The organism is Sphingomonas panacisoli, assembly GCF_007859635.1.
Classification (GTDB): Bacteria; Pseudomonadota; Alphaproteobacteria; order Sphingomonadales; family Sphingomonadaceae; genus Sphingomonas; species Sphingomonas panacisoli.
Genome location: NZ_CP042306.1, coordinates 608,591 through 627,584, shown reverse-complemented (window position 1 = coordinate 627,584; position 18,994 = coordinate 608,591). Strand labels below are relative to the sequence as shown.

The window sequence follows — 18,994 nt, the reverse complement described above, 5'->3', positions numbered from 1 at the left end:
CGCAAACTATCCTGGGCTCCTGCTTTCGCAGGAGCACGGCAGGGTGGCATGGCGTGATAAGGACCCCTATCTCCCCACCAACCCCTGGGAGCGCCCACATGAACTATCTCCACACGATGATCCGCGTCAGCGACCCCGACGCGACGGTCAAATTCTTCGAGCTGCTGGGCCTCAAGGAAATCCGCCGCTTCGACAACGAGAAGGGCCGCTTCACGCTGATCTTTCTCGCGACGCCCGACGACAATGCCGAACTGGGCGACAAGCGCCGGGCGGAAGTCGAGCTGACCTATAACTGGCCGGCCGAGGACGGCAGCGCCGAGACCTATACCGGCGGGCGCAATTTCGGGCACCTCGCGTACCGCGTCGAGAATATCTACGACACGTGCCAGCGACTGATGGATGCCGGAGTCACGATCAACCGCCCGCCGCGCGACGGCCACATGGCGTTCGTCCGCACCCCCGACAACATCTCGATCGAGATCCTGCAGGACGGCGTGCTCGAACCGGCCGAACCCTGGGCGTCGATGCCGAACACGGGCGAATGGTAGGCGCGTGACCGGCTGGCCCGATCGGCGGTTTCTGGACCTGACCGGCGCGGCCGTGCCGATCGTCCAGGCGCCGATGGCGGGTGCGAGCGGCGTGGAGCTGGCGGTCGCGGCGATGCGCGGCGGCGCGGTCGGGTCGCTGCCCTGCGCGATGCTGACGCCGATCCAGGTCATCGTGCAGGCGGCCGAGGTGCGCGCCGACGCGGACGGGCCGCTCAACCTCAATTTCTTCTGCCATCGGCTTGGTCCCGCGCCCGACGACACCGCGTGGCGCGAGGTGCTGAAGCCGTTCTACGCGCTGGAAGGCGTCGAACCGGGCTCACCGCCGCCGCTCCGCCGCCCGTTCGACGCGGCGATGGCCGAAGCTGTCGAAGCGGTGCGGCCAGAGATCGTCAGCTTCCATTTCGGACTGCCCTCCCCCGACCTGATCGAGCGCGTGCTGGCGACCGGTGCGGCGATCGTCGGCAATGCGACGACGCCCGCCGAAGTCCGCTGGCTGGCGGAGGCCGAGGTGGATGCGATCGTCCTGCAGGGCGCCGAGGCCGGCGGACACGCCGGTTGGTTTCTTGGCCGGCATCAGCCGACGCCGCTCGCCGACCTGTTGCAGGTCGCGGTCGATGTTCCGACGATCGCCGCCGGCGGCATCGTCGATGCGGCGGACATGGCGGCAGCATTGTCCGCCGGCGCGAGCGCGGTGCAGCTTGGTACCGCCTATCTCGCCAGCCCCGAGAGCAACGCGAGCGCGCCGCACCGCGCGTTGCTCGGTACCGCGACCGAGACGGTCTTCACCAACCTGTTTTCGGGCGGCGTCGCGCGCGGCCTGCGCAACCGGTTGATCGACGCGATCGGGCCGATCAATCCCACCGCGCCGCCCTTCCCATACGCCAGCGCCGCGCTTGCGCCGCTGCGCGCCAAGGCCGAAGCCGACGGGCGCGGCGACTATTCGCCGCTCTGGGCCGGCACCGGCGCCGCCCGCGTGCAGCCCGAACCCGCCGAGACGCTGACCTGCCGCCTCGCCGCCGAAACCCTTGCCCGTCTGGAGACCGCTTGATGCCGCTCGACATCGTCCGCATTCCCGCGTTCAGCGACAATTACATCTGGCTGGTCCACGACCCCGACAGCGACGAGACGATGGTGGTCGATCCCGGCGATGCCGCGCCGGTGCTGGCCGAAGCGGAGAAGCGTGGCTGGACGATCTCGGCGATCTGGAACACCCACTGGCATCCCGACCACACGGGCGGCAATCAAGCGATCAAGGACGCGACCGGCGCCCCGGTCATCGCCCCCGCCGCCGAAGCCGCGAAGATCCCGACCGCCGATCGGCTGGTCGCGGAGGGCGATACCGTGACGCTGGGCAAGCATGTCGCGACGGTATTGGAAACGCCCGCACATACGGCGGGCCACATCACGTATCACTTCGCCGACGACGCCGCTTTGTTCCCCGGCGACACATTGTTCGCGATGGGCTGCGGGCGGCTGTTCGAGGGGACGGCCGAGCAGATGCACGCCAATCTGCAACGCCTCGCGAAATTGCCGCCCGAGACGCAGGTCTATTGCGCGCACGAATACACGCTCTCCAACGCCATATACGCGCACGTTGCTGAGCCGGGGAATGCGGACATCGCTGAGCGATTGGCCACGGTCGAACGGATGCGCGACCGGGGGGAACCGACCGTCCCCACGACGATCGGCGAGGAGCGCGCGACGAACCCCTTCATGCGCGCATCCTCCGCCGAACAATTCGCCGCACGCCGCGCTGCAAAGGATGCTTTTTGAACGCTGGTGCGTTAGACTGCCACTAACGGGGGTTGATGCGATGGAGTCGCCGATGCGTATCCTTGTTCCCACACTCGCTTTCGCCGCGCTGGCGCTGACCGGCTGCGCGATGACCCCCGCCGAAACCGCGCGGGCCCAGGCCGCCGCCGAGGCCGATCGCGCCGCACTGGGCCAACAACTCGCCGGGCTGCGCGCGACCAAGACCGGCGATTGCCTGGACAGCTTCCAGAGCACGTCGCTGAAGGCGTACGGCTCGACGCTGGTGTATCGGGTCAATCAGAACCTGGTCTATGTCAACGATACCACGGCCGGATGCGAAGGCATTTCGCGCGGCGACTATCTGGTGACCAAGTCGAACTTCGGCCGTGTGTGCCGCGGCGATATCGGTCGCACGTTCACGCCGGGATCGGACGTCCCGACCGGCAGCTGCTCGCTGGGATCGTTCACGACGTATCGCAAGTAAGGTGCGCTACACGTTGATTCCCGTATTGTTGGCGGGCGTCGCCGGTGCGGCCGCGCCCGCCGCGACCAGCAAGGACCCCCTAGCGGGCCGGATCGCCGGCGCCGCGGTCGATTGCGTCGACCAGTCGCAGCTCGGCGGACCCGACATCGTCGACAACCGTACGATCCTCTATCGCCAGTCGCTCAAGCGGATCTGGCGCAACGACCTGCCCGCGGCGTGTCCTGGGCTGCGTCCGCAAACGCTGCTCGTCGTGGAAATCTGGGGCAGCCGATTGTGCAGCAACGACCGCTTCCAGGCGCGCGATCGGGACACCATCATCCCCGGACCCTATTGCCGCCTGGGCAAGTTCACGCCGTACGATCTGCCGGGGAAGTAGACGTCGCCCCGGCGGAGGCCGGGGGCCGCTGGCCAGATCAAGGACCGCCAGAGACCCCGGCCTACGCCGGGGTGACGGATTATAAAACGAACCGGCTCAGGTCCGTATTCCGCGCGATGCTGGCGAGTTGCGTCTCGACATAGGCCGCGTCGATCGTCAGCGACGAACCGCTGCGATCTTCCGCATCGAAGCTGACTTCCTCCAGCAGCTTTTCCATCACCGTCTGCAACCGCCGCGCGCCGATATTCTCGACCGCGCCGTTCACCTCGGCAGCGATCTTCGCGACCGCGCGGATGCCGTCGTCGGTGAAGTCAATCGTCACGCCCTCGGTGCCGATCAGCGCCTTATATTGTTCGGGCAGCGACGCCTTGGTGTCGGACAGGATCGCGACGAAATCGTCCTCGGTCAGACCCTTCAACTCGACGCGGATCGGGAGACGCCCTTGGAGTTCGGGCAGCAGGTCGGATGGCTTGGCGACATGGAACGCGCCCGACGCGATGAACAGGATATGGTCGGTCTTCATCGGTCCGTATTTGGTCGCGACTGTCGTGCCCTCGATCAGCGGGAGCAGGTCGCGCTGGACGCCCTCGCGGCTGACCGATCCACCGCGCACATCCGAGACCGCAATCTTGTCGATCTCGTCGAGAAAGACGATCCCGTTCGCCTCGGCATCGGCGAGCGCCTGGCGCGACACTTCGTCCTGGTCGAGCCGCTTGTCGGCCTCTTCCTCGACCAGCTTATCCCACGCCATCGGCACGGTCAGCTTGCGGCGCTTGAGCTGTGGCCCGCCGAAGCCCTTCATCATCTCGCCGAGATTGATCATCTGCGGCCCGGCACCAGGGATGTCGAACGGCATTTGCGGCGCGGCTTCGAGCTCGATTTCGATCTCGGTCGCGTCGAGCACGCCGTCGCGGAACCGCTGCTTGAACGCCTCGCGCGTCGCGGTGCTGCTATCCTTGCCCGTCAGCGCGTCGAGCAGGCGGTTCATCGCCGCTTCCTCGGCCTTGTCCTTTACTGCGCTGCGGCGGCGTTCCTTCTCCAGCCGGATCGCTTCCTCGACCAGGTCGCGCGCGATCTGTTCGACGTCGCGGCCGACATAGCCGACCTCGGTGAACTTGGTCGCCTCGACCTTGACGAACGGCGCATCGGCGAGCTTCGCGAGGCGGCGCGAAATCTCGGTCTTGCCGCATCCGGTCGGGCCGATCATCAGGATGTTCTTCGGCGTCACCTCGTCGCGCAGATCGGCGCCGAGCCGTTGCCGCCGCCAGCGATTGCGCAAGGCGACCGCGACCGCTTTCTTCGCATCGGTCTGGCCGATGATATGCGCGTCGAGAGCGGCGACGATGGCTTTGGGAGTGAGGGAGTCGTTCATTTATCTACTTTCGTCATCCCAGCGAAAGCTGGGATCGCGTGCCGCAAGCGCACACTGTTGTAACTGCCAGATCCCAGCTTCCGCTGGGGTGACGGATTAGGTGGTAGAGTCGAGGCTTTCCACGGTCAGCCGGTCGTTAGTGTACACGCAGACCTCCGCCGCGATCGCCATCGCCTTGCGGCAGATCGTCTCGGCATCCTGTTCGTACTCGACCAGCGCGCGGGCCGCGGCGAGCGCATAGTTCCCGCCCGATCCGATCGCCGCGACGCCATTCTCCGGCTCGAGCACGTCGCCGTTGCCGGTCAGGATCAAGGTCACCTCCTTGTCGGCGACGATCATCATCGCCTCCAAATTGCGGAGATACTTGTCGGTCCGCCAGTCCTTGGCGAGCTCGACCGCGGCACGCATCAATTGGCCGTTGGCGCGCTCCAGCTTGGCTTCGAGCCGTTCGAACAATGTAAAGGCGTCCGCGGTCGCGCCGGCGAACCCGCCGATCACGCTGCCGTCGCCCAGCCGCCGTACCTTCTTCGCATTGGGTTTCATCACGGTCTGCCCGGCCGAGACCTGGCCGTCGCCGATGACGATCACCTTGCCGTTCCTGCGCACCGAAAGGATCGTGGTGCCGTGCCATGTGATATCGCTCATGGGCGTGATGTAGGGACAGGTTTCGCCCGCGCAACAGATGCGATATGTCGCGCCTGTCCAATCTTTCCGCGGCAAACGCGAGCAGATGGGTCGGCGAAAGGGGTGGTTTCGCGCCCCGCCAGCGAAGGGGAGCAGTCATGGCCAGCGAATTTCCGAACGATAATCCGGGCGCGATGCCACCACCGCCGCCTCCGCCGCCGCCGCCCAGCATGCCACCGGCCGCCAGCAACATGATCGAGCGCATCAAGCGCATCATGATGTCGCCCAAGACCGAATGGCCGGCGATCGAGGCCGAGCCGATGACGCTCAACAGCGTCATGATGACGTGGGTATTGCCGCTCGCCGCAATCGGGCCGATCGCGATGATCGTCCGCAACCTGCTGTTCCCGCTGACCGTCTTCGGCGTCAGCTTCCGCGTGCCGCTGATCGGGTCGGTCGTCCAAGCCGCACTCGCGCTCGGATTGACGATGCTTGGCGTGTGGTTGTGGAGCATGGTGCTCGACGCGCTGGCGCCGAATTTCAAGGGGACCAAGAACCCAATCGCCGCGCTCAAGCTCGTCGCATTCTCCGCCACCGCGGCGTGGCTGTGCGGAATCTTCCAGCTGACCTGGGCGACTACGCCGTTGGCGATCCTGGGTCTTTACAGCGCGTACCTGTTCTGGGTCGGCGTGCCCGTGATGATGAAGGTACCGGACGACCAGCGACCCGTGTTCGTCGTCGTCGCGGTGCTGATCGGCATCGTCGTCAACTTCGTGGCGCTTGCGGTCGCGGGTGTGATCGCGGGCACGATGTTCGCGATGACGCCGGGCGCCGGGCTTACGACGCCCGGCGGTACGATATCCGTCGGCGGGACGACGATCGACACCGGCAAGCTGGAGGCGGCCGCGGCGAACATGAAGGCCGCAGGCGAGAAGATGCAGGCGGGCCTCGCAGGGGGCGAGGGCGCCAAGGCGGTCGATCCGGCCGCGCTGCAGAACCTGCTGCCCGCGTCGATCTCCGGCTGGAACCGGACCAGCGTCGAGAGCCAGGGCGCCGGCGCCGGCGGGATCAACGGCAGCAACGCGAAGGCACAGTTCCAGGCCGGCGACCAGAGCTTCGACCTGTCGGTCACCGACATGGGCGTGATGGGCAACATCGCCACGCTGGGCGGTGCGGTCAACGCGTCGTCGTCGAAGCAGACCGCGACCGGCTACGAAAAGACCGAGATGCAGGGCGGCAACATGGTCAGCGAACGCTGGGACAACCAGTCCAAATCGGGCAGCTACAGCGTAATGGTCGCCAGCCGCTTCGCGGTCGAGGCGGAAGGATCGGCACCGAGCATCGACGTGCTCAAGAGCGCGGTCGGCGCGATCAACCTGGGGCAGGTTCAATCACTGGCGAAGTAACGGCGGGCAGTAATTGCGGCGACGTTGTTGCGCCGCAGCATATGTCGCAATTATCCAATCATCTTAACGTGTATTAACAACATCATAGCGCTCGACCGAAATCACCTAAATAAATTTCGAGACCGGCATTTTTCCAAGCCTCTAGAATCACTTGGAATCCGCGGAAATCCTCGGCTTGCTGTCCCACGGTGGGACTTCGGTTCAATTGACGCGGCGCGAAAGATTAATAGGGTGTTAATGGGATCAAACGCGATTCGCCCCGTGTAGAGGGCGGCCCGTCGCAACTGAACTGATTTGAAGAGGGGACTACCAATGAAGCGTATTGTTCTGAGTTTGGCGGCGACGGTCGCCGCGATCGCCCTGGCGCCTGCCGCCAGCGCGAGCATCTGCATCGGCGTGTCCGTCAACGGCGGCGCCATCAACCAAGTTGCCTGCGACACGGCCGTTGCGGGCACCGCGAACTACAACACCAGCGCCGGCGGCTATTTCTACAACGTCAGCGCGACGGGTTCGCCGCTGCTGTCGATGCCGCAACTGCTGACCCAGTCGGTCAACATCCAAAACCAGGGTGGCTCCAACGCCACGATCGATCTGTACATCACGCAGACCGGTCTGACCTCGATGAGCGGCAGCGGCCTGCTCAGCACGTTTACGTCGAATACCATTGCCGGCACCACCGCGCAGATGCGTTCGTACTACAGCGCGACCAACGCCGACTTCTCGAACGGCGTGTCGGCTGGCCAGACGCTGCTGGCGACCGGCCCGACCTTCAACGGCCCGGGCACTGCGCAGTTCGCCAATCTGTTCAACGTGACCGGCCCATGGTCGGAAACGGTCCGTTACACGCTGGCCTTCACTGGTGGCAACGGGTCGAACTTCAACGGCACGGCCAATCTGACGGCGGTTCCGGAGCCGGCGACGTGGGGCCTGATGCTCCTCGGCTTCGGCGCGATGGGCGGCATGCTCCGCACGCGTCGCCAGACGCCGCGCGTTCGCTTCGCGTAAGCCATATCCGATCGAGCCTTCGGGCTCGTGACGAAAAGATTGCCGCGGCGACCGAGAGGTCGCCGCGGTTTTCTTTGCGCGGCGCTCTCTCGATGTGACTCCTGGAGGCTCGTCAGCTTGAGGAACGTCCGACCCTCGCCGACAGACAGCGCGCCGGCCGACGATTTGCTGCGCGCGACGATCCCTAAGTTGACACCAAGTTTACACTAGCCGCGATGTTCCGATCGACGGAAGATGCGGTCGGACCGGCGCCGGGCTTGCCGAAGGCCCGCTGACTGCACCGCCGGATCGCCGGATCGCCGCATCGCCGCATCGCCGCTGGCACGCGCTACCGCATTCACTTGTCGATCCCCTTCGCCTTTCCCCATTGCCGCGCGACGGTGTAGCCGAGATAGCCCGTACCGAAGAGCGCATAGAGCGGCTCCGGGATCCCGTTGAGATAGGCGTTCATGCCGCTCGCGATATCCTTCGCCATTTGCGGCTGGACCGCGGCGATCAGCCCCATCGGGATCGCCCATAGCAGCAGCGCGTACATCACGTAGAGAAAGCTCGGTCGCGCGCGGCTGGTCCAGGGATCGGCCGACTGCGCCTCCGCCATGATCGCCGAGATTTGCGTGCGGGTCGCCTCCATCTCCTGGCTGCCCTGCAGCTCGAGCAGCTTGAGCTTCGCCTCGTCGCGCGCTTTTGGGTCGGGAATGAGTTTGTCGAGCAGCCCGGCGATCGGTCCGACGATCGCATCGAGGATAGCCATGTCGTTCTCCTTGGTTGGATGAGAACGATTCAGTTATCCTATCTGGTTTGTTGTAGGAAAACGATTTTATCGGCTTCGTCAGATCGCGGGCGGGCTACAAATACTCGGCCCCTTCGGCGGATCGGCAGGGCCGAACGCGATCGGCATGGGAAACCAGCGGTTTCGTATCGCATCGCCCATCGTCGCCGGGTCCCAGCGGAGTTGCTTGACCCACGCCACGACGTCGCGGTCATTGTCCGGGTCGCCGGTCGATGACACGATGAATGCTTGATCGACAATACCCCGATCAGTGACGTGGACACACGTCACCGCGGTGGCGCCCAGGAGGCCGGCCGGGATCGGTGGCAGCGTGTCCTGCGCCCCCGGTGCCAGGGCCGCGAGCATCAAGACGGCTAGTGCGATCATTCCGGCTTCTCCATCGGATGAACTCCCTGCGCTGTCAGCCGAACGCAATCCCGATCAGCAGCTTCACGTTCAGCCCGACGATCACCGCCGCGACCACCCACGCCGCCACGCGCAGCGCGACCGGGCTGGCGAACTCGCCCATCAGTTTCTTGTCGGCGGTGAACGCGACCAGCGGGATCACCGCGAACGGCAATTGCAGGCTGAGCACGACCTGGCTGAGCACCAGCAAATTGGTCGTCGCGCCCTCCCCCGACAGCCCGATGACCAATGCCGCGGGCACGATCGCGAGCGCCCGTGTCACCGCGCGCCGCAACCACATCGGCAGGCGCACATGCAGGAACCCTTCCATCACGATCTGGCCTGCCAGCGTACCGGTGATCGTCGAATTCTGGCCCGAGGCGAGCAGCGCCAGCGCGAACACCACGCTCGCCGCGCCCGCCCCCAGCATCGGCGACAGCAAGCGGTGCGCATCCTCGATATCGGCGACGTCGGTGCGCCCGGCGACGTGGAAGGTCGCCGCCGCCAGGATCAGGATCGCGGCGTTGATCAGCAACGCGAAACCGAGCGCAATCACCGTATCGATCGTCGCGAAGCGCATCGCGCCCTTCTTGTCGCGATGATCGAACGCGCGCGTCTGCACGACCGACGAATGCAAATAGAGGTTATGCGGCATCACCGTCGCGCCGAGGATGCCGATCGCGATGTAGAGCATCGCTGGGTTGGTCACGATCTGTCCCGTCGGCACGAACCCACCCGCGACGGCGCCCCAATCGGGCCGCGCCAGCCACAGTTCGTAGGCGAAGCAGGCGGCGATCACGATCAGCAACGTCGCGACGAACGCCTCCAGCTTGCGGAACCCGAACCGCTGCAGCGCCAGCAGCAGCATCACGTCGAGAGACGTGATGAGGACGCCCGCCAGCAAGGGGAGCCCGAACAGCAATTTGAGCGCGATCGCGGTGCCGAGCACCTCGGCGAGGTCGCACGCGATGATCGCGAGTTCGCACAACAGCCACAGCACGATCGTGACCGGGCGGCTGTACCGCTGACGGCATGCCTGGGCGAGATCGAGCCCCGCAGCGATACCGAGCCGCGCGGACAATGTCTGGAGCAGGATCGCCATCAGGCTCGACAGCAATACGACCGCGAGCAAGGTGTAGCCGAACGCCGATCCGCCGGCGAGGTCGGTCGCCCAATTGCCCGGGTCCATGTAACCGACCGCGACCAGATAGCCCGGCCCGATGAACGCCATCAGCTTGCGCCAGAACCCACCGCGCGGCACCGGGACGCTGCCATGGCTTTCGGACAGTGACTTGCCGAACGCACCGCCGTCGATCGCGTCACTGGTCGGCGGTGGCGTCACGTCATCCCCTTCATCGGCCATCGCATGAGTACGTCCGGCCCGGCTCGATAGTTGCGCCGCTATGCTGGGCGCTGCGCCCTCGCGTCAATCCGGGTGGTGGACTGCGAGCATGGTTATGGCGCATCGCGAGCGATGTGTTGCTAGACGTCGTGCCATGATTCGCACCTTCGTCGCCGGACTCGCGCTGGTCTTCGCCCTTCCTGCCCTTGCCGCGCAGCCGATCGCCGGCCGCTGGTGGACCGCCGATCGCGGTGCGCTGGTCGCGATCGGTCCCTGCGGTGCAGCACTGTGCGGGCGTATCGTGAAACTGGTCAAGGGACCGCCGTCCGGTCCGCCGGTCGACGCGCTCAACCCCGATCCCAAGCTTCGGAGCCGCCCATTGGTGGGGCTGGCGATCCTGCTCGACCTGAAGCCCGACGGCGACGGCTGGAAGGGCCGCATCTACGATCCCAAGACCGGCAAGACCTATCGCGCCGCCGTCACGCGCGATGGCGCCAATTTGAAGGTACAGGGATGCGTCGCTGTATTCTGCCAGACGATGACCTGGGCCGCGGGATAATCCGCCGCATTCAGATCACGTCCATATCGACCTTATAGTGGTGCCAGGCGAGGATCGCCGCGGCGCCGCGATGCGGGCGCCATTTTTCCGCCAGTTCGCGGATCGCCTTCTCGCTGGGTCGCTCTTCGTGGCCGAGGATGCGGCCGATCTCGATCTGCACCGCCAGGTCGCCGGCGGGCCAAACGTCGGGCCGCCCTTCGGCGAACAGCAGATAGATTTCCGCCGACCAACGGCCGATGCCCTTGACCTGGACGAGCTTGGCGATCGCTTCCTCGTCGTCGGCGGGCAGATTGGCGAGGTCTAGCCGCCCGCTCGTCACTTCCTCCGCCAGGCTGCGCGCGTAGCTCGCCTTCTGCCGCGACAGGCCGGCGGCGCGGAGCTGCTCGTCGGTCGCCTTGGCGACGTTTGCGGGGTCTTCGAGATCGCCGCATTGCTCCTCCAGCTTGCGCCAGATCGACGCTGCCGCCGCAACGCTGACCTGCTGGCCGATGATCGTGCGGAGCAAGGTGCCGTAACCGCGATCGCGCACGCGCGGTTCGGGATAGCCGGCGCGCTCGATCGCCTGGGCGAAGGCGGGGTCGATCTCGGCCAGCGCGTCGCAGGCCGCGCGGATCGTCTTCGTCGTCGTCACCATGGGCAGTGGCCTTGATTGCGCGGGCCGCGCGCGGCATGGCGCAACGCGACAGGATCGGGAAGGAAAGCCATGCCCAAGCTTATCGTCGTGACGCGCGGCGGGGAAGAACAGGAAATCACGGGCGAGAGCGGCCTTTCGGTGATGGAAGTCATCCGCGACGCCGGGATCGACGAGATCCTGGCGCTATGCGGCGGCTGTTGCAGCTGCGCGACGTGCCACGTCCATGTCGATCCGGCGTTTGCGGCCAAAGTGAATCCGATGAGCGAGGACGAGAACGACCTGCTCGATTCCTCCGCCGACCGCGACGAGACTAGCCGGCTGTCGTGCCAGATCGAATTCACCGACGCGCTCGACGGGCTGAAGGTGCGGATCGCCGCCGAAGACTAAACCCGTGCTCCTGCGAAAGCAGGAGCCTAGAGCCGCGTGCCTGTGACCCTGTGCTCCTGCTTTCGCAGGAGCACAGCTTTGTCAGTCTCGCGCCGCCACCGCGTAGAGCGCGATCGCCGCGGCGTTCGAGACGTTGAGGCTTTCCATCCGCGGCGAGATCGGCAGGCGAGCGAGCTGGTCGCAATGCTGCGCCGTGTTGTGCCGCATCCCCTCGCCTTCCGCGCCGAGCACCAGCGCCACTCGCGCCTTGCCGATCGCGGCGCCGAGCGTGTCGGTCGCCTCGCCGGCGAGGCCGATCCGCCAGAAATTGGCTTCCGAGATTTCCTCCAGCGCGCGCGATAGGTTCACGACGCGGACCCAGGGCACGATCTCCAGCGCGCCCGACGCCGACCGCGCCAGCGCCCCGCTTTCTGGCGGCGAGTGACGGTCCTGTGTCACGATACCGAGCGCATCGAACGCCGCCGCCGATCGCAGGATCGCGCCGACATTGTGCGGATCGGTGACCTGATCGAGTACGAGCAGCGGCCGATCGTCGCCCTCGCCCATCCCCTGTTCGAGCAGATCGCCGAGCCATATGTCCTCGAGCGGTTCGACCTCGATCACCAGCCCCTGGTGCGGCGCGTCGCCCGGCACCAGCCGGCCGAGATCGGCGACGTCGGCATAGGTGATCAGGAATCACCGGCGGGATGTCGAGCCCGGCCAGCGCCTCGCGCGTCGCCCACATCTTACGCACCGTACGCTCGGGATTGGCGAGCGCGGCGAGCACGGGATGCCGGCCCCAGATGCGGGGGCGGTTGTTTGATCCCTGGCTCGGGCGATGACCGCGACGTTTCACCATATCTACTCGTCCGAATATGCGAAGGGGTCGGTCTTGACCGGCTGCGTCGGAAGCGGCGGGCGCGGCAGCGCGTCGCCGTTCGCCGCGTTCCACAGGAACGTCGCCAGGATCACCGCCGCCTGACGCATGTCGTCCGCCTTCAAATGATCGAACGTGTCGACCGACGTGTGGTGAATACGGCTATTATAGTCGAGCGGGTCCTGGATGAACTGGAACCCCGGCATGCCCACCGCCTGCATATAGACGTGGTCGGTGCCGCCGGTCTTGCGGATCACCACCGACGACGCGCCCATCGACGCGAACGGCGTCAGCCATTCCTTGAAGATCGGCACCACCGCCGGATTGTTCTCGGCATAGATGCCGCGCAACCTGCCCGATCCGTTGTCGATGTTGAAATACCCGACCATCTTCGACCATTCGGGCTTGGTCGCGATCGGCCAGCGGTTCACCCAGCCCATGTAACGCGCGAGGCCGGACGTCGGCGCATTGGTGCCCCGAGTGACGTAATGGTTCTGGATATAGGCGAGACTGCCGAGCAGCCCCTGTTCCTCGCCCGCCCATAAGGCGAAGCGGATCGTGCGCTTTGGCTTGGGCATCCTGGACAGGATGCGCGCGGCCTCCATGATCATCGCCGAGCCGGCGCCGTTGTCGGCAGCACCATCGCCCGCCACCCAGGAATCGAGATGCGCGCCCGCCATCACATAGGTGCCGTCCTTCGACGTCCCGGGAATGTCGGCGATGATATCGTAAGCGTTGGCATCGCTGTCGTCGAACCGCACGTCGCTGTTGATCGACACGGTCGGCGCGAGACCGAGCCCGGCGAGCCGTGCGAGGCGGCGATAATCCTCCGCCGCGATCTCGACGCCCGGCGTCTTCACCGTATCGCCGACCCCGAACAGATAGCCTTCGCCATGGACGAGCTTGCCGTCGAGCCGCGACTTGGTCGCATAGGCAAGCGCCCCTTCTTCCTGGAGAAACGCATCGACCGCCTTGGCGGCGGTGAGCCGCTTGGTCCTGGCATCGGGCGCACCGGGATCGTAGGTCGGCTGCTCGAACTGATCCATCCTGGCCAGTTCGTCGTCGGTCCAGCGCTTGAACGCCGGCGTGCCGGGCTCCGAGCCGGTATCGGGCTTGGTCAGCAACACGATCTTGCCGCGCAGCTTGCCCTTCCACTTGGCGAAATCGGCGGGGCTGGCGATCGGGGCCACGATCACTTCGCCCGTCACGGTGCCGTTGGTCGCGGGGGTCCAGGCGATCGGGATCGCGGTCAGCTGGATCGGGCGCGGGGTGACCATCTTGACCGACGAGCTTTCGATCCACCAGCCGCGGCCGAACTCGAACCCTTCCTTGTGGACGTTCGACAGCCCCCATTCGCTGAACTTGCCCATCGTCCAGCCTTCGGCCTTGCGCATCGCGGGCGAATTGGTCAGCCGCGGGCCGATCTGATCGGCGAGATATTCGGCGGTCAGCATCACCTGACTGCGGTTGAACCCTTCGTCCATGATCCGCGTGGTCATGCCGAGGTCGCTGGACTGCGACGCGGCGGGAATGACGAGCGCTATGGCCGCGGCCGCGGCGAGCAGAGTCTTGCGCATGGATGGTGTCCCCTGGGAAGCGATGAACGCCGCGCACGCTATTGCCGCGCGTCCCCGCGCGCAAGCGCAGTGACTCGCGTTGACAGCGGGGCAACGGTTCGGCATTGGGCGCCCTCGCTTTCCACGAGCGAGCCGCCCGACACGGGCGACGACCTGGGGACAGGTGGCCGAGTGGTTAAAGGCAGCAGACTGTAAATCTGCCCGGGTTTCCCGTACGCTGGTTCGAATCCAGCCCTGTCCACCATACTCACGAATGCCGGCGTGGCCGACGTGTCGAACCGCTAACCCTCCACGGCGCTCGCGATCGCTATCGCTTTGGCCTTCAGGTCGCCGTCCGCCGACGCGGGGCCACCGAACGAGAAGGCGCCGGGCGGCGTGACGACGATCATGCGGCCGTCCGCCGGCACATACGATAACGTGTGCATCTTGCTCGCCCAGACCGCCTTGCCCTTCGGCATCGCGACGTCCTCCGACGGCCCGGTCATGTCGGGCCGCGATTTCATGTCGGCAATCTGCGCATCGACGCTCTGGCCACCGGTTTTGACTTGCCGCAGCAGGACGCCGAAATTGGTTTTGCCGTCGGCGCTCGAATAGGTGCAATTCGATACCAGGATGTCGTCGTTGCCAGTCTGGCCCGCGGTTTCGGTCTTGCCGACGGCGACGCCCGCGGCCTTGCCGGCGGCTTCCTTCGGAAAGGTCTTGCACGCATCGAGCGCCCAATCGGCCGCCTTTTGCGAACCGCCGCCGGCCAGGCCGCCTCCCCCACAACTCGCCGTGAGGCCCGCCAGCGTCACTGCGGCAAACGAACGCGCAACAATCCCGGTCATCGATGTCCCCCTTTGGCGAGCTTATTTGGTCGCGATATATTTGAACTCGTGCTGGCTATCCCGCACGATCAGCGACGGCTTGCCGCCCTCGCTCCCGACGACGAGCGGGAACAGGAGCAAGGTCGGGTCGAGCATGACGAAGCTGATCGTGCCGTCGTCGTTCTTGCGCGTACCAACGACGCTGGAGAATGTCCGGAAAGCAAACGTCACGCCGCTACCCTTCTTGGTGACGGTCAGCGGGCCGAGATCGGTGCTGTAATATTTGGGTGCCAGCGCCGCCACGGCCGCAGCGTCGGGAACCACCGACACGCGCTCGCGCTCCTTCGCCAGCTCGGCCTTGATCCGCGCGGCGGACGAGGCGACATCCGCCGCCGCCTCGGGCTTGCCGCCGTACATGATCTCGAGCAGCCGCCGCATGAACGGCCGCAACAACAGCTGACCGTTACCGGAATTGGTCAGCAGTACCGCGCCGATCCCAGCCTCGGGAATGACGATGATGTCGCTCTTATACCCGCCCAGGCTGCCGCCATGGTGGACCACCGTCACGCCCCAGGTCTTGTCGACCTCCAGCCCCATGCCATAAGTCTGGTCCTCGCCGATCGGCACGTTGGGCACGCGCCGCTGCAGCAGGTTCTTCGCGGTGACGTATTGCGTGCCGTTGTCGAGCTTGCCCTCGTTCAATTCGAACCGGACGTACTTGATCAAGTCGTTGGCGGTCGACCACGCCCCGCCGGCGCCCGCGTAGCGCGTGAAGGCGTAGTTGAGCTTCATCCCCGTATCGAGGATCGGCGCAGGGTTACCGTCGAGCGCGTCCGAATGCGGCCGCGCCCAATTGCCGCCGGTCACGCGATCGAAGTCGAACGTGGTCGCAGTCATGCCGAGCGGATTCAGGACCTTTTCGTCGATCGAGCGATAGAAGGCCGCGTCGAGCGACAGCTCGGGATGGATCAGATGCCCGCCGATATAGCCCGCCGCTGCGGCCATCAGATTGTTGTACTGGAACACTTCGCCGAACCCGCTGGTCGGTTCGGTCGCCGCGAGCTGCGCGAAGGCATCGGCCGCCGCCGCCTTCGGGTCGCTGTTGAGCAGCACCTGCATATCCTTGCGCGGCAGACCGGTACACGCGCAGATCAGGTGGCGGATCAGCACCTTGCTGGTCGTGGCGGCACTGCCCAGCTTGAACGGCGGATAGGCCTCGGTGACCGGCTCGTCCCAGCGCAACTTGCCCTCATCGGCCAGCTTGGCGAGCATCAGCGTCACCAGCCCCTTGGTATTGGAGGCGATCGCGAATTCGCTGTCGGCATCGACCGGTGTCGGCTGGCCGAGCATGCGCACGCCGAGGCCGGTCGAATAGATGGTGCGCTGACGGTCGGTGAGCGCGAACGACGCGCCGGGAATACCCAGCTTCTTCATCGAATCCTCGACGAAGGCGCGCAGCTCGGCGATCTTCGCGGCATCCATCGGCGCGGCGGCGCGGCCGGCAAAGCTTTCGCGCGCATAACCGGCGGGACGCAGGCTCTGACTGACCAGACTCAACGCCGCGCCGCGCTTTTCCGCGGTACCTTCGAACCCATCGATGATGGCGACGGTCCACACCTTACCCGACCGGAGCGCAACCGCGGTCATGACGCGCTTTTCGTTCGGGCTGGTTTCGTAGTCGACAACCTGGCGTTCCTCCCAACCGTTCCGGGCGGGTCGCGGTGTGACCAGCTTCGGGGGTCGGCTGCGCGAGGGGTTCCACGCGGCCCAGGCAGCCGCCACGGCGGCCTTGGCGTCGGCCGCTTCCCCGATATCGACGAGTACAAGGTGGAGGTCGTTTTCCGCCGGCGTCAATTCGACGACCTTGCCGCTTTTCTTCACCGACCATTCGGCCGGCACGGTGAAGGTCACACCGGAGGCGAGCTTTTCGGGCTGTTCCGCTGCCACGGCTGCCGGCGGCGGTGCGGTCTGCGCGATCGTTTCGACAGGCAAGAGCGCCAACATCAACGCGACAACGGCACGGCTAGCGATCATCTTCATCCCCCCTGTTGAATATTGATCGTCAGCTTAGACATGTCGCGGCCGAGAGCAATCGCTCACGGCCGCAGCGATCACTTCGCGAAACAGGCGTCAGGGCTTTTCGCGATAGAGCGAGCGGTCGATGCGCGCGAGCGCCGCGCGATAATTCCTACTGACCGGCACGCGATCGCCGCTCGTCATGATCAGCACTTGCTCGCCGTTCGGCGTCCTTTGCACCGCGGCGACGCGAGCCGGAGCGACGATATGCGACCGGTGAACGCGCAGCAGATTGCTCTCCGCGAGCGTCTTTTCCATAGCCGACAAGGGCGAACGATGCAGCCAAGTGCGGTCGCCGCTGTAAATCCGCACATATTCCCGTTCGGCAACGATGCGGTCGATGCTGTCGATGGGGATACCGACTTGCTCCTGACCGTGGCGGACCCAGATTCGGTCGGGCTGCCCGTCGTCCCGCAATCGCGGCAGGTTCGCCGTCAGTTCGGCCAGTCGTCGCTGCGCCTCGCGGCCGGCCAGCGCCTGACGCGCCCGCGCGAGCGCTTGATACAGGCGTTCGCGCCTGACCGGCTTGGTCAGAAAATCCACCGCACCGCATTCGAAGGCATCGACGGCAAACCGACTGAACGCGGTCACGAAGATGATCAGCGGGGGGCGTTCGACGGCACCGGTTGCCAGGCGCTCGACGACGCCCGCGCCGTCCAGGCCCGGCATTTCCATGTCGAGCAGCACGACGTCGGGCGACCGTTCCCGGATGAACGCGATCGCCTGGAGACCATCGGGCACCTCGCCCATGATCTCGACATCGTCGGTCTCGGCCAGCAGGCTATTGAGGCGCAGCCGAGCCAGCGGTTCGTCGTCGCATAACAGGACGCTAATCGTCATCGGCGGACGGTCTCGGGATCGTGAAGCTGACCTCGAACCGGTTCATACTATTGAACCCGGCGGCAAAGGAAGCTTGCTCACCGTAAAGCAGTTCGAGACGCCGGCGCACATTGTCGAGACCGATGCGATGGCCGGACGCCGGCGCTTCTTGGGCCTCGGCGTCGTTCGAGACTTTCAGCGATACCCCGGTGGGCTGGTCCTCGACCAAGATGTCGATCCGCGTCAGCCCGCGACCGCGCGCGACCCCGTGCTTGATCGCGTTTTCGACCAGCGGCTGCAGGATCAGGCTGGGAACGGGCGTCGAGACGAGCGTGTCCGGCACGTCGATCCGTGTCGCCAGGCGATCCGGAAAACGCGTCTGCTCGATATCGAGATAGAGCTTTTGCAAACCGACCTCATCGCGGAGCGCGACGAATTCCGACTGCGCGAATTCCAGGGTGGTGCGCATGTAATCGGACAGATTCTCGACCATCGCTTCGGCATCCGTGCTGCGGCCGACATGGATCAGCGCCGCTACCGCGTTCAGCGTATTGAACAGGAAGTGCGGCCGTATCTGATAGCGAAGGGCGTCGAGTTGCGCCGTGCGCGCGAGATCGTGCAGCAGGTCGTTCCGGCGCTCTTCGGCGCGACCCCGCATCAGATAGATCCAGGCGGCCACCAGACTGCCCACGGTCGCATAGGCCCACGCCCAGCCGATGCACGCCATGGCATAGGATTCCACCGTCGCCCCACGGCGATTCTCTTCCCTGAAGAACAGGTCGAACAACAGGAAATTGCCGGCCGCATGCAGCATGGCTGCAACCGGAACCAGGGCCACGATCAGCAGCAGCATCGACCGCCAGCTCTGCGCGCGGCGCAGCACGAGCCAGAATGCGAGCGTGATCAGCACGCCCATCAGCGACGCCAGCGACCGCGGCACGATGAAAAGCAGCGGCGTTTCGGACGCAGCGAACACCGCGCGCTGGGCCGTGGTCGAAAAGAGCTGCAGCAGCCAGAATCCGGCGGCAAGGACGGCGACGTGCCGCCAATCGGCCCTTTCCGCCTTTGCCTGGTTCGCCCCGAGCTGCACATCGACGGCTTAACACAGCCGCGGGGCGCGACGACCCTGATTCGCGACACGGATCGGCCGCTTCGTAGCAAAGACGAAGCGGGCCCACGCGGAATACGTCACCATCC

The 18,994-nt window shown here is 65.7% G+C and carries 20 protein-coding genes, 1 tRNA gene and 1 pseudogene; 10 read left to right on the top strand and 12 right to left on the bottom strand.

Annotated elements, in window-relative coordinates; translation table 11 throughout:
- Positions 1–98: 98 nt before the first annotated feature.
- From FPZ24_RS03180 to FPZ24_RS03160, 5 genes are read left to right on the top strand one after another with little or no spacing between them, the layout of a single operon-like run.
- Complete coding sequence (locus FPZ24_RS03180; RefSeq protein ID WP_146569681.1) at positions 99–548, top strand: VOC family protein; 450 nt, start codon at positions 99–101, stop codon at positions 546–548.
- Between the two features lie 4 nt (positions 549–552).
- Positions 553–1,596: an NAD(P)H-dependent flavin oxidoreductase gene (locus FPZ24_RS03175; RefSeq protein ID WP_146569680.1), complete on the top strand. Its 1,044-nt coding sequence runs from the start codon at positions 553–555 to the stop codon at positions 1,594–1,596.
- Positions 1,596–2,321, top strand: a complete 726-nt coding sequence (gene gloB / locus FPZ24_RS03170) for a hydroxyacylglutathione hydrolase (protein WP_146569679.1) — start codon at positions 1,596–1,598, stop codon at positions 2,319–2,321. The genes FPZ24_RS03175 and gloB overlap by 1 nt, the downstream gene beginning before the upstream one ends.
- A 52-nt stretch (positions 2,322–2,373) precedes the next feature.
- Complete coding sequence (locus tag FPZ24_RS03165) at positions 2,374–2,784, top strand: hypothetical protein (RefSeq protein WP_146569678.1); 411 nt, start codon at positions 2,374–2,376, stop codon at positions 2,782–2,784.
- Between the two features lies 1 nt (position 2,785).
- A complete protein-coding gene (locus FPZ24_RS03160) occupies positions 2,786–3,160 on the top strand; it encodes a hypothetical protein (RefSeq protein ID WP_240047586.1) in 375 nt (124 codons plus the stop codon).
- Positions 3,161–3,239: 79 nt separating this feature from the next.
- On the opposite strand, the gene hslU is transcribed toward FPZ24_RS03160, so the two are convergent.
- Complete coding sequence (hslU, locus tag FPZ24_RS03155) at positions 3,240–4,532, bottom strand: ATP-dependent protease ATPase subunit HslU (RefSeq protein ID WP_146569677.1); 1,293 nt, start codon at positions 4,530–4,532, stop codon at positions 3,240–3,242.
- Between the two features lie 96 nt (positions 4,533–4,628).
- A complete protein-coding gene (gene hslV / locus FPZ24_RS03150; protein WP_146569676.1) occupies positions 4,629–5,177 on the bottom strand; it encodes an ATP-dependent protease subunit HslV in 549 nt (182 codons plus the stop codon).
- Between the two features lie 137 nt (positions 5,178–5,314).
- Between hslV and FPZ24_RS03145 the strand changes: the two genes are divergently transcribed.
- Together FPZ24_RS03145 and FPZ24_RS03140 are read left to right on the top strand one after the other, a co-directional pair.
- Positions 5,315–6,562, top strand: coding sequence for a Yip1 family protein (locus FPZ24_RS03145; protein WP_186729022.1), 1,248 nt, complete (start codon positions 5,315–5,317; stop codon positions 6,560–6,562).
- Positions 6,563–6,874: 312 nt separating this feature from the next.
- Positions 6,875–7,567: a PEPxxWA-CTERM sorting domain-containing protein gene (locus tag FPZ24_RS03140; protein WP_240047585.1), complete on the top strand. Its 693-nt coding sequence runs from the start codon at positions 6,875–6,877 to the stop codon at positions 7,565–7,567.
- 337 nt (positions 7,568–7,904) lie between these two features.
- Here the strand turns inward: FPZ24_RS03140 and FPZ24_RS03135 are convergent, their stop codons facing one another.
- The 3 genes from FPZ24_RS03135 to FPZ24_RS03125 all read right to left on the bottom strand — a co-directional run bounded on the left by FPZ24_RS03135 (position 7,905) and on the right by FPZ24_RS03125 (position 10,083).
- Positions 7,905–8,318 (bottom strand): holin family protein, encoded by a 414-nt coding sequence (locus FPZ24_RS03135; protein WP_146569674.1) that lies wholly within the window; start codon positions 8,316–8,318, stop codon positions 7,905–7,907.
- Between the two features lie 78 nt (positions 8,319–8,396).
- Positions 8,397–8,723 carry an energy transducer TonB family protein gene (locus FPZ24_RS03130; RefSeq protein WP_146569673.1) on the bottom strand — a complete coding sequence of 109 codons (327 nt, stop codon included), beginning with the start codon at positions 8,721–8,723 and terminating at the stop codon, positions 8,397–8,399.
- 34 nt (positions 8,724–8,757) lie between these two features.
- The gene (locus FPZ24_RS03125; RefSeq protein ID WP_240047584.1) at positions 8,758–10,083 is read right to left on the bottom strand and encodes an Nramp family divalent metal transporter; all 1,326 of its coding nucleotides are present in this window, start codon (positions 10,081–10,083) and stop codon (positions 8,758–8,760) included.
- Positions 10,084–10,237: 154 nt separating this feature from the next.
- On the opposite strand from FPZ24_RS03125, the gene FPZ24_RS03120 reads away from it, so the two are divergent.
- Positions 10,238–10,642 (top strand): DUF2147 domain-containing protein, encoded by a 405-nt coding sequence (locus FPZ24_RS03120; RefSeq protein WP_146569671.1) that lies wholly within the window; start codon positions 10,238–10,240, stop codon positions 10,640–10,642.
- A gap of 10 nt (positions 10,643–10,652) precedes the next feature.
- Here the strand turns inward: FPZ24_RS03120 and FPZ24_RS03115 are convergent, their stop codons facing one another.
- Positions 10,653–11,276: a DNA-3-methyladenine glycosylase family protein gene (locus FPZ24_RS03115; RefSeq protein WP_146569670.1), complete on the bottom strand. Its 624-nt coding sequence runs from the start codon at positions 11,274–11,276 to the stop codon at positions 10,653–10,655.
- 69 nt (positions 11,277–11,345) lie between these two features.
- Here FPZ24_RS03115 and FPZ24_RS03110 point away from each other — a divergent pair, with 69 nt between their 5' ends.
- Positions 11,346–11,663 carry a 2Fe-2S iron-sulfur cluster-binding protein gene (locus FPZ24_RS03110; RefSeq protein WP_146569669.1) on the top strand — a complete coding sequence of 106 codons (318 nt, stop codon included), beginning with the start codon at positions 11,346–11,348 and terminating at the stop codon, positions 11,661–11,663.
- 81 nt (positions 11,664–11,744) lie between these two features.
- Here FPZ24_RS03110 and rlmB read toward each other — a convergent pair.
- Both rlmB and FPZ24_RS03100 read right to left on the bottom strand, forming a co-directional pair.
- Positions 11,745–12,501 (bottom strand): annotated as a pseudogene (rlmB, locus tag FPZ24_RS03105) (23S rRNA (guanosine(2251)-2'-O)-methyltransferase RlmB).
- Positions 12,502–12,503: 2 nt separating this feature from the next.
- The gene (locus FPZ24_RS03100) at positions 12,504–14,096 is read right to left on the bottom strand and encodes a M20/M25/M40 family metallo-hydrolase (RefSeq protein WP_186729021.1); all 1,593 of its coding nucleotides are present in this window, start codon (positions 14,094–14,096) and stop codon (positions 12,504–12,506) included.
- 157 nt (positions 14,097–14,253) lie between these two features.
- Between FPZ24_RS03100 and FPZ24_RS03095 the strand changes: the two genes are divergently transcribed.
- Positions 14,254–14,340: transfer RNA gene (locus FPZ24_RS03095), tRNA-Tyr, on the top strand.
- 37 nt (positions 14,341–14,377) lie between these two features.
- Here FPZ24_RS03095 and FPZ24_RS03090 read toward each other — a convergent pair.
- From FPZ24_RS03090 to FPZ24_RS03075, 4 genes are all read right to left on the bottom strand, one after another.
- Positions 14,378–14,923: a hypothetical protein gene (locus FPZ24_RS03090; protein WP_146569667.1), complete on the bottom strand. Its 546-nt coding sequence runs from the start codon at positions 14,921–14,923 to the stop codon at positions 14,378–14,380.
- A gap of 21 nt (positions 14,924–14,944) precedes the next feature.
- Positions 14,945–16,942, bottom strand: a complete 1,998-nt coding sequence (locus tag FPZ24_RS03085) for a serine hydrolase domain-containing protein (RefSeq protein WP_205012859.1) — start codon at positions 16,940–16,942, stop codon at positions 14,945–14,947.
- 90 nt (positions 16,943–17,032) lie between these two features.
- On the bottom strand, positions 17,033–17,818 hold the full coding sequence (locus tag FPZ24_RS03080; RefSeq protein ID WP_146569666.1) for a LytR/AlgR family response regulator transcription factor: 786 nt from the start codon (positions 17,816–17,818) through the stop codon (positions 17,033–17,035).
- A complete protein-coding gene (locus tag FPZ24_RS03075; protein WP_146569665.1) occupies positions 17,808–18,887 on the bottom strand; it encodes a sensor histidine kinase in 1,080 nt (359 codons plus the stop codon). Before FPZ24_RS03075 ends, FPZ24_RS03080 begins: the two co-directional genes overlap by 11 nt.
- Positions 18,888–18,994 lie beyond the last annotated feature (107 nt).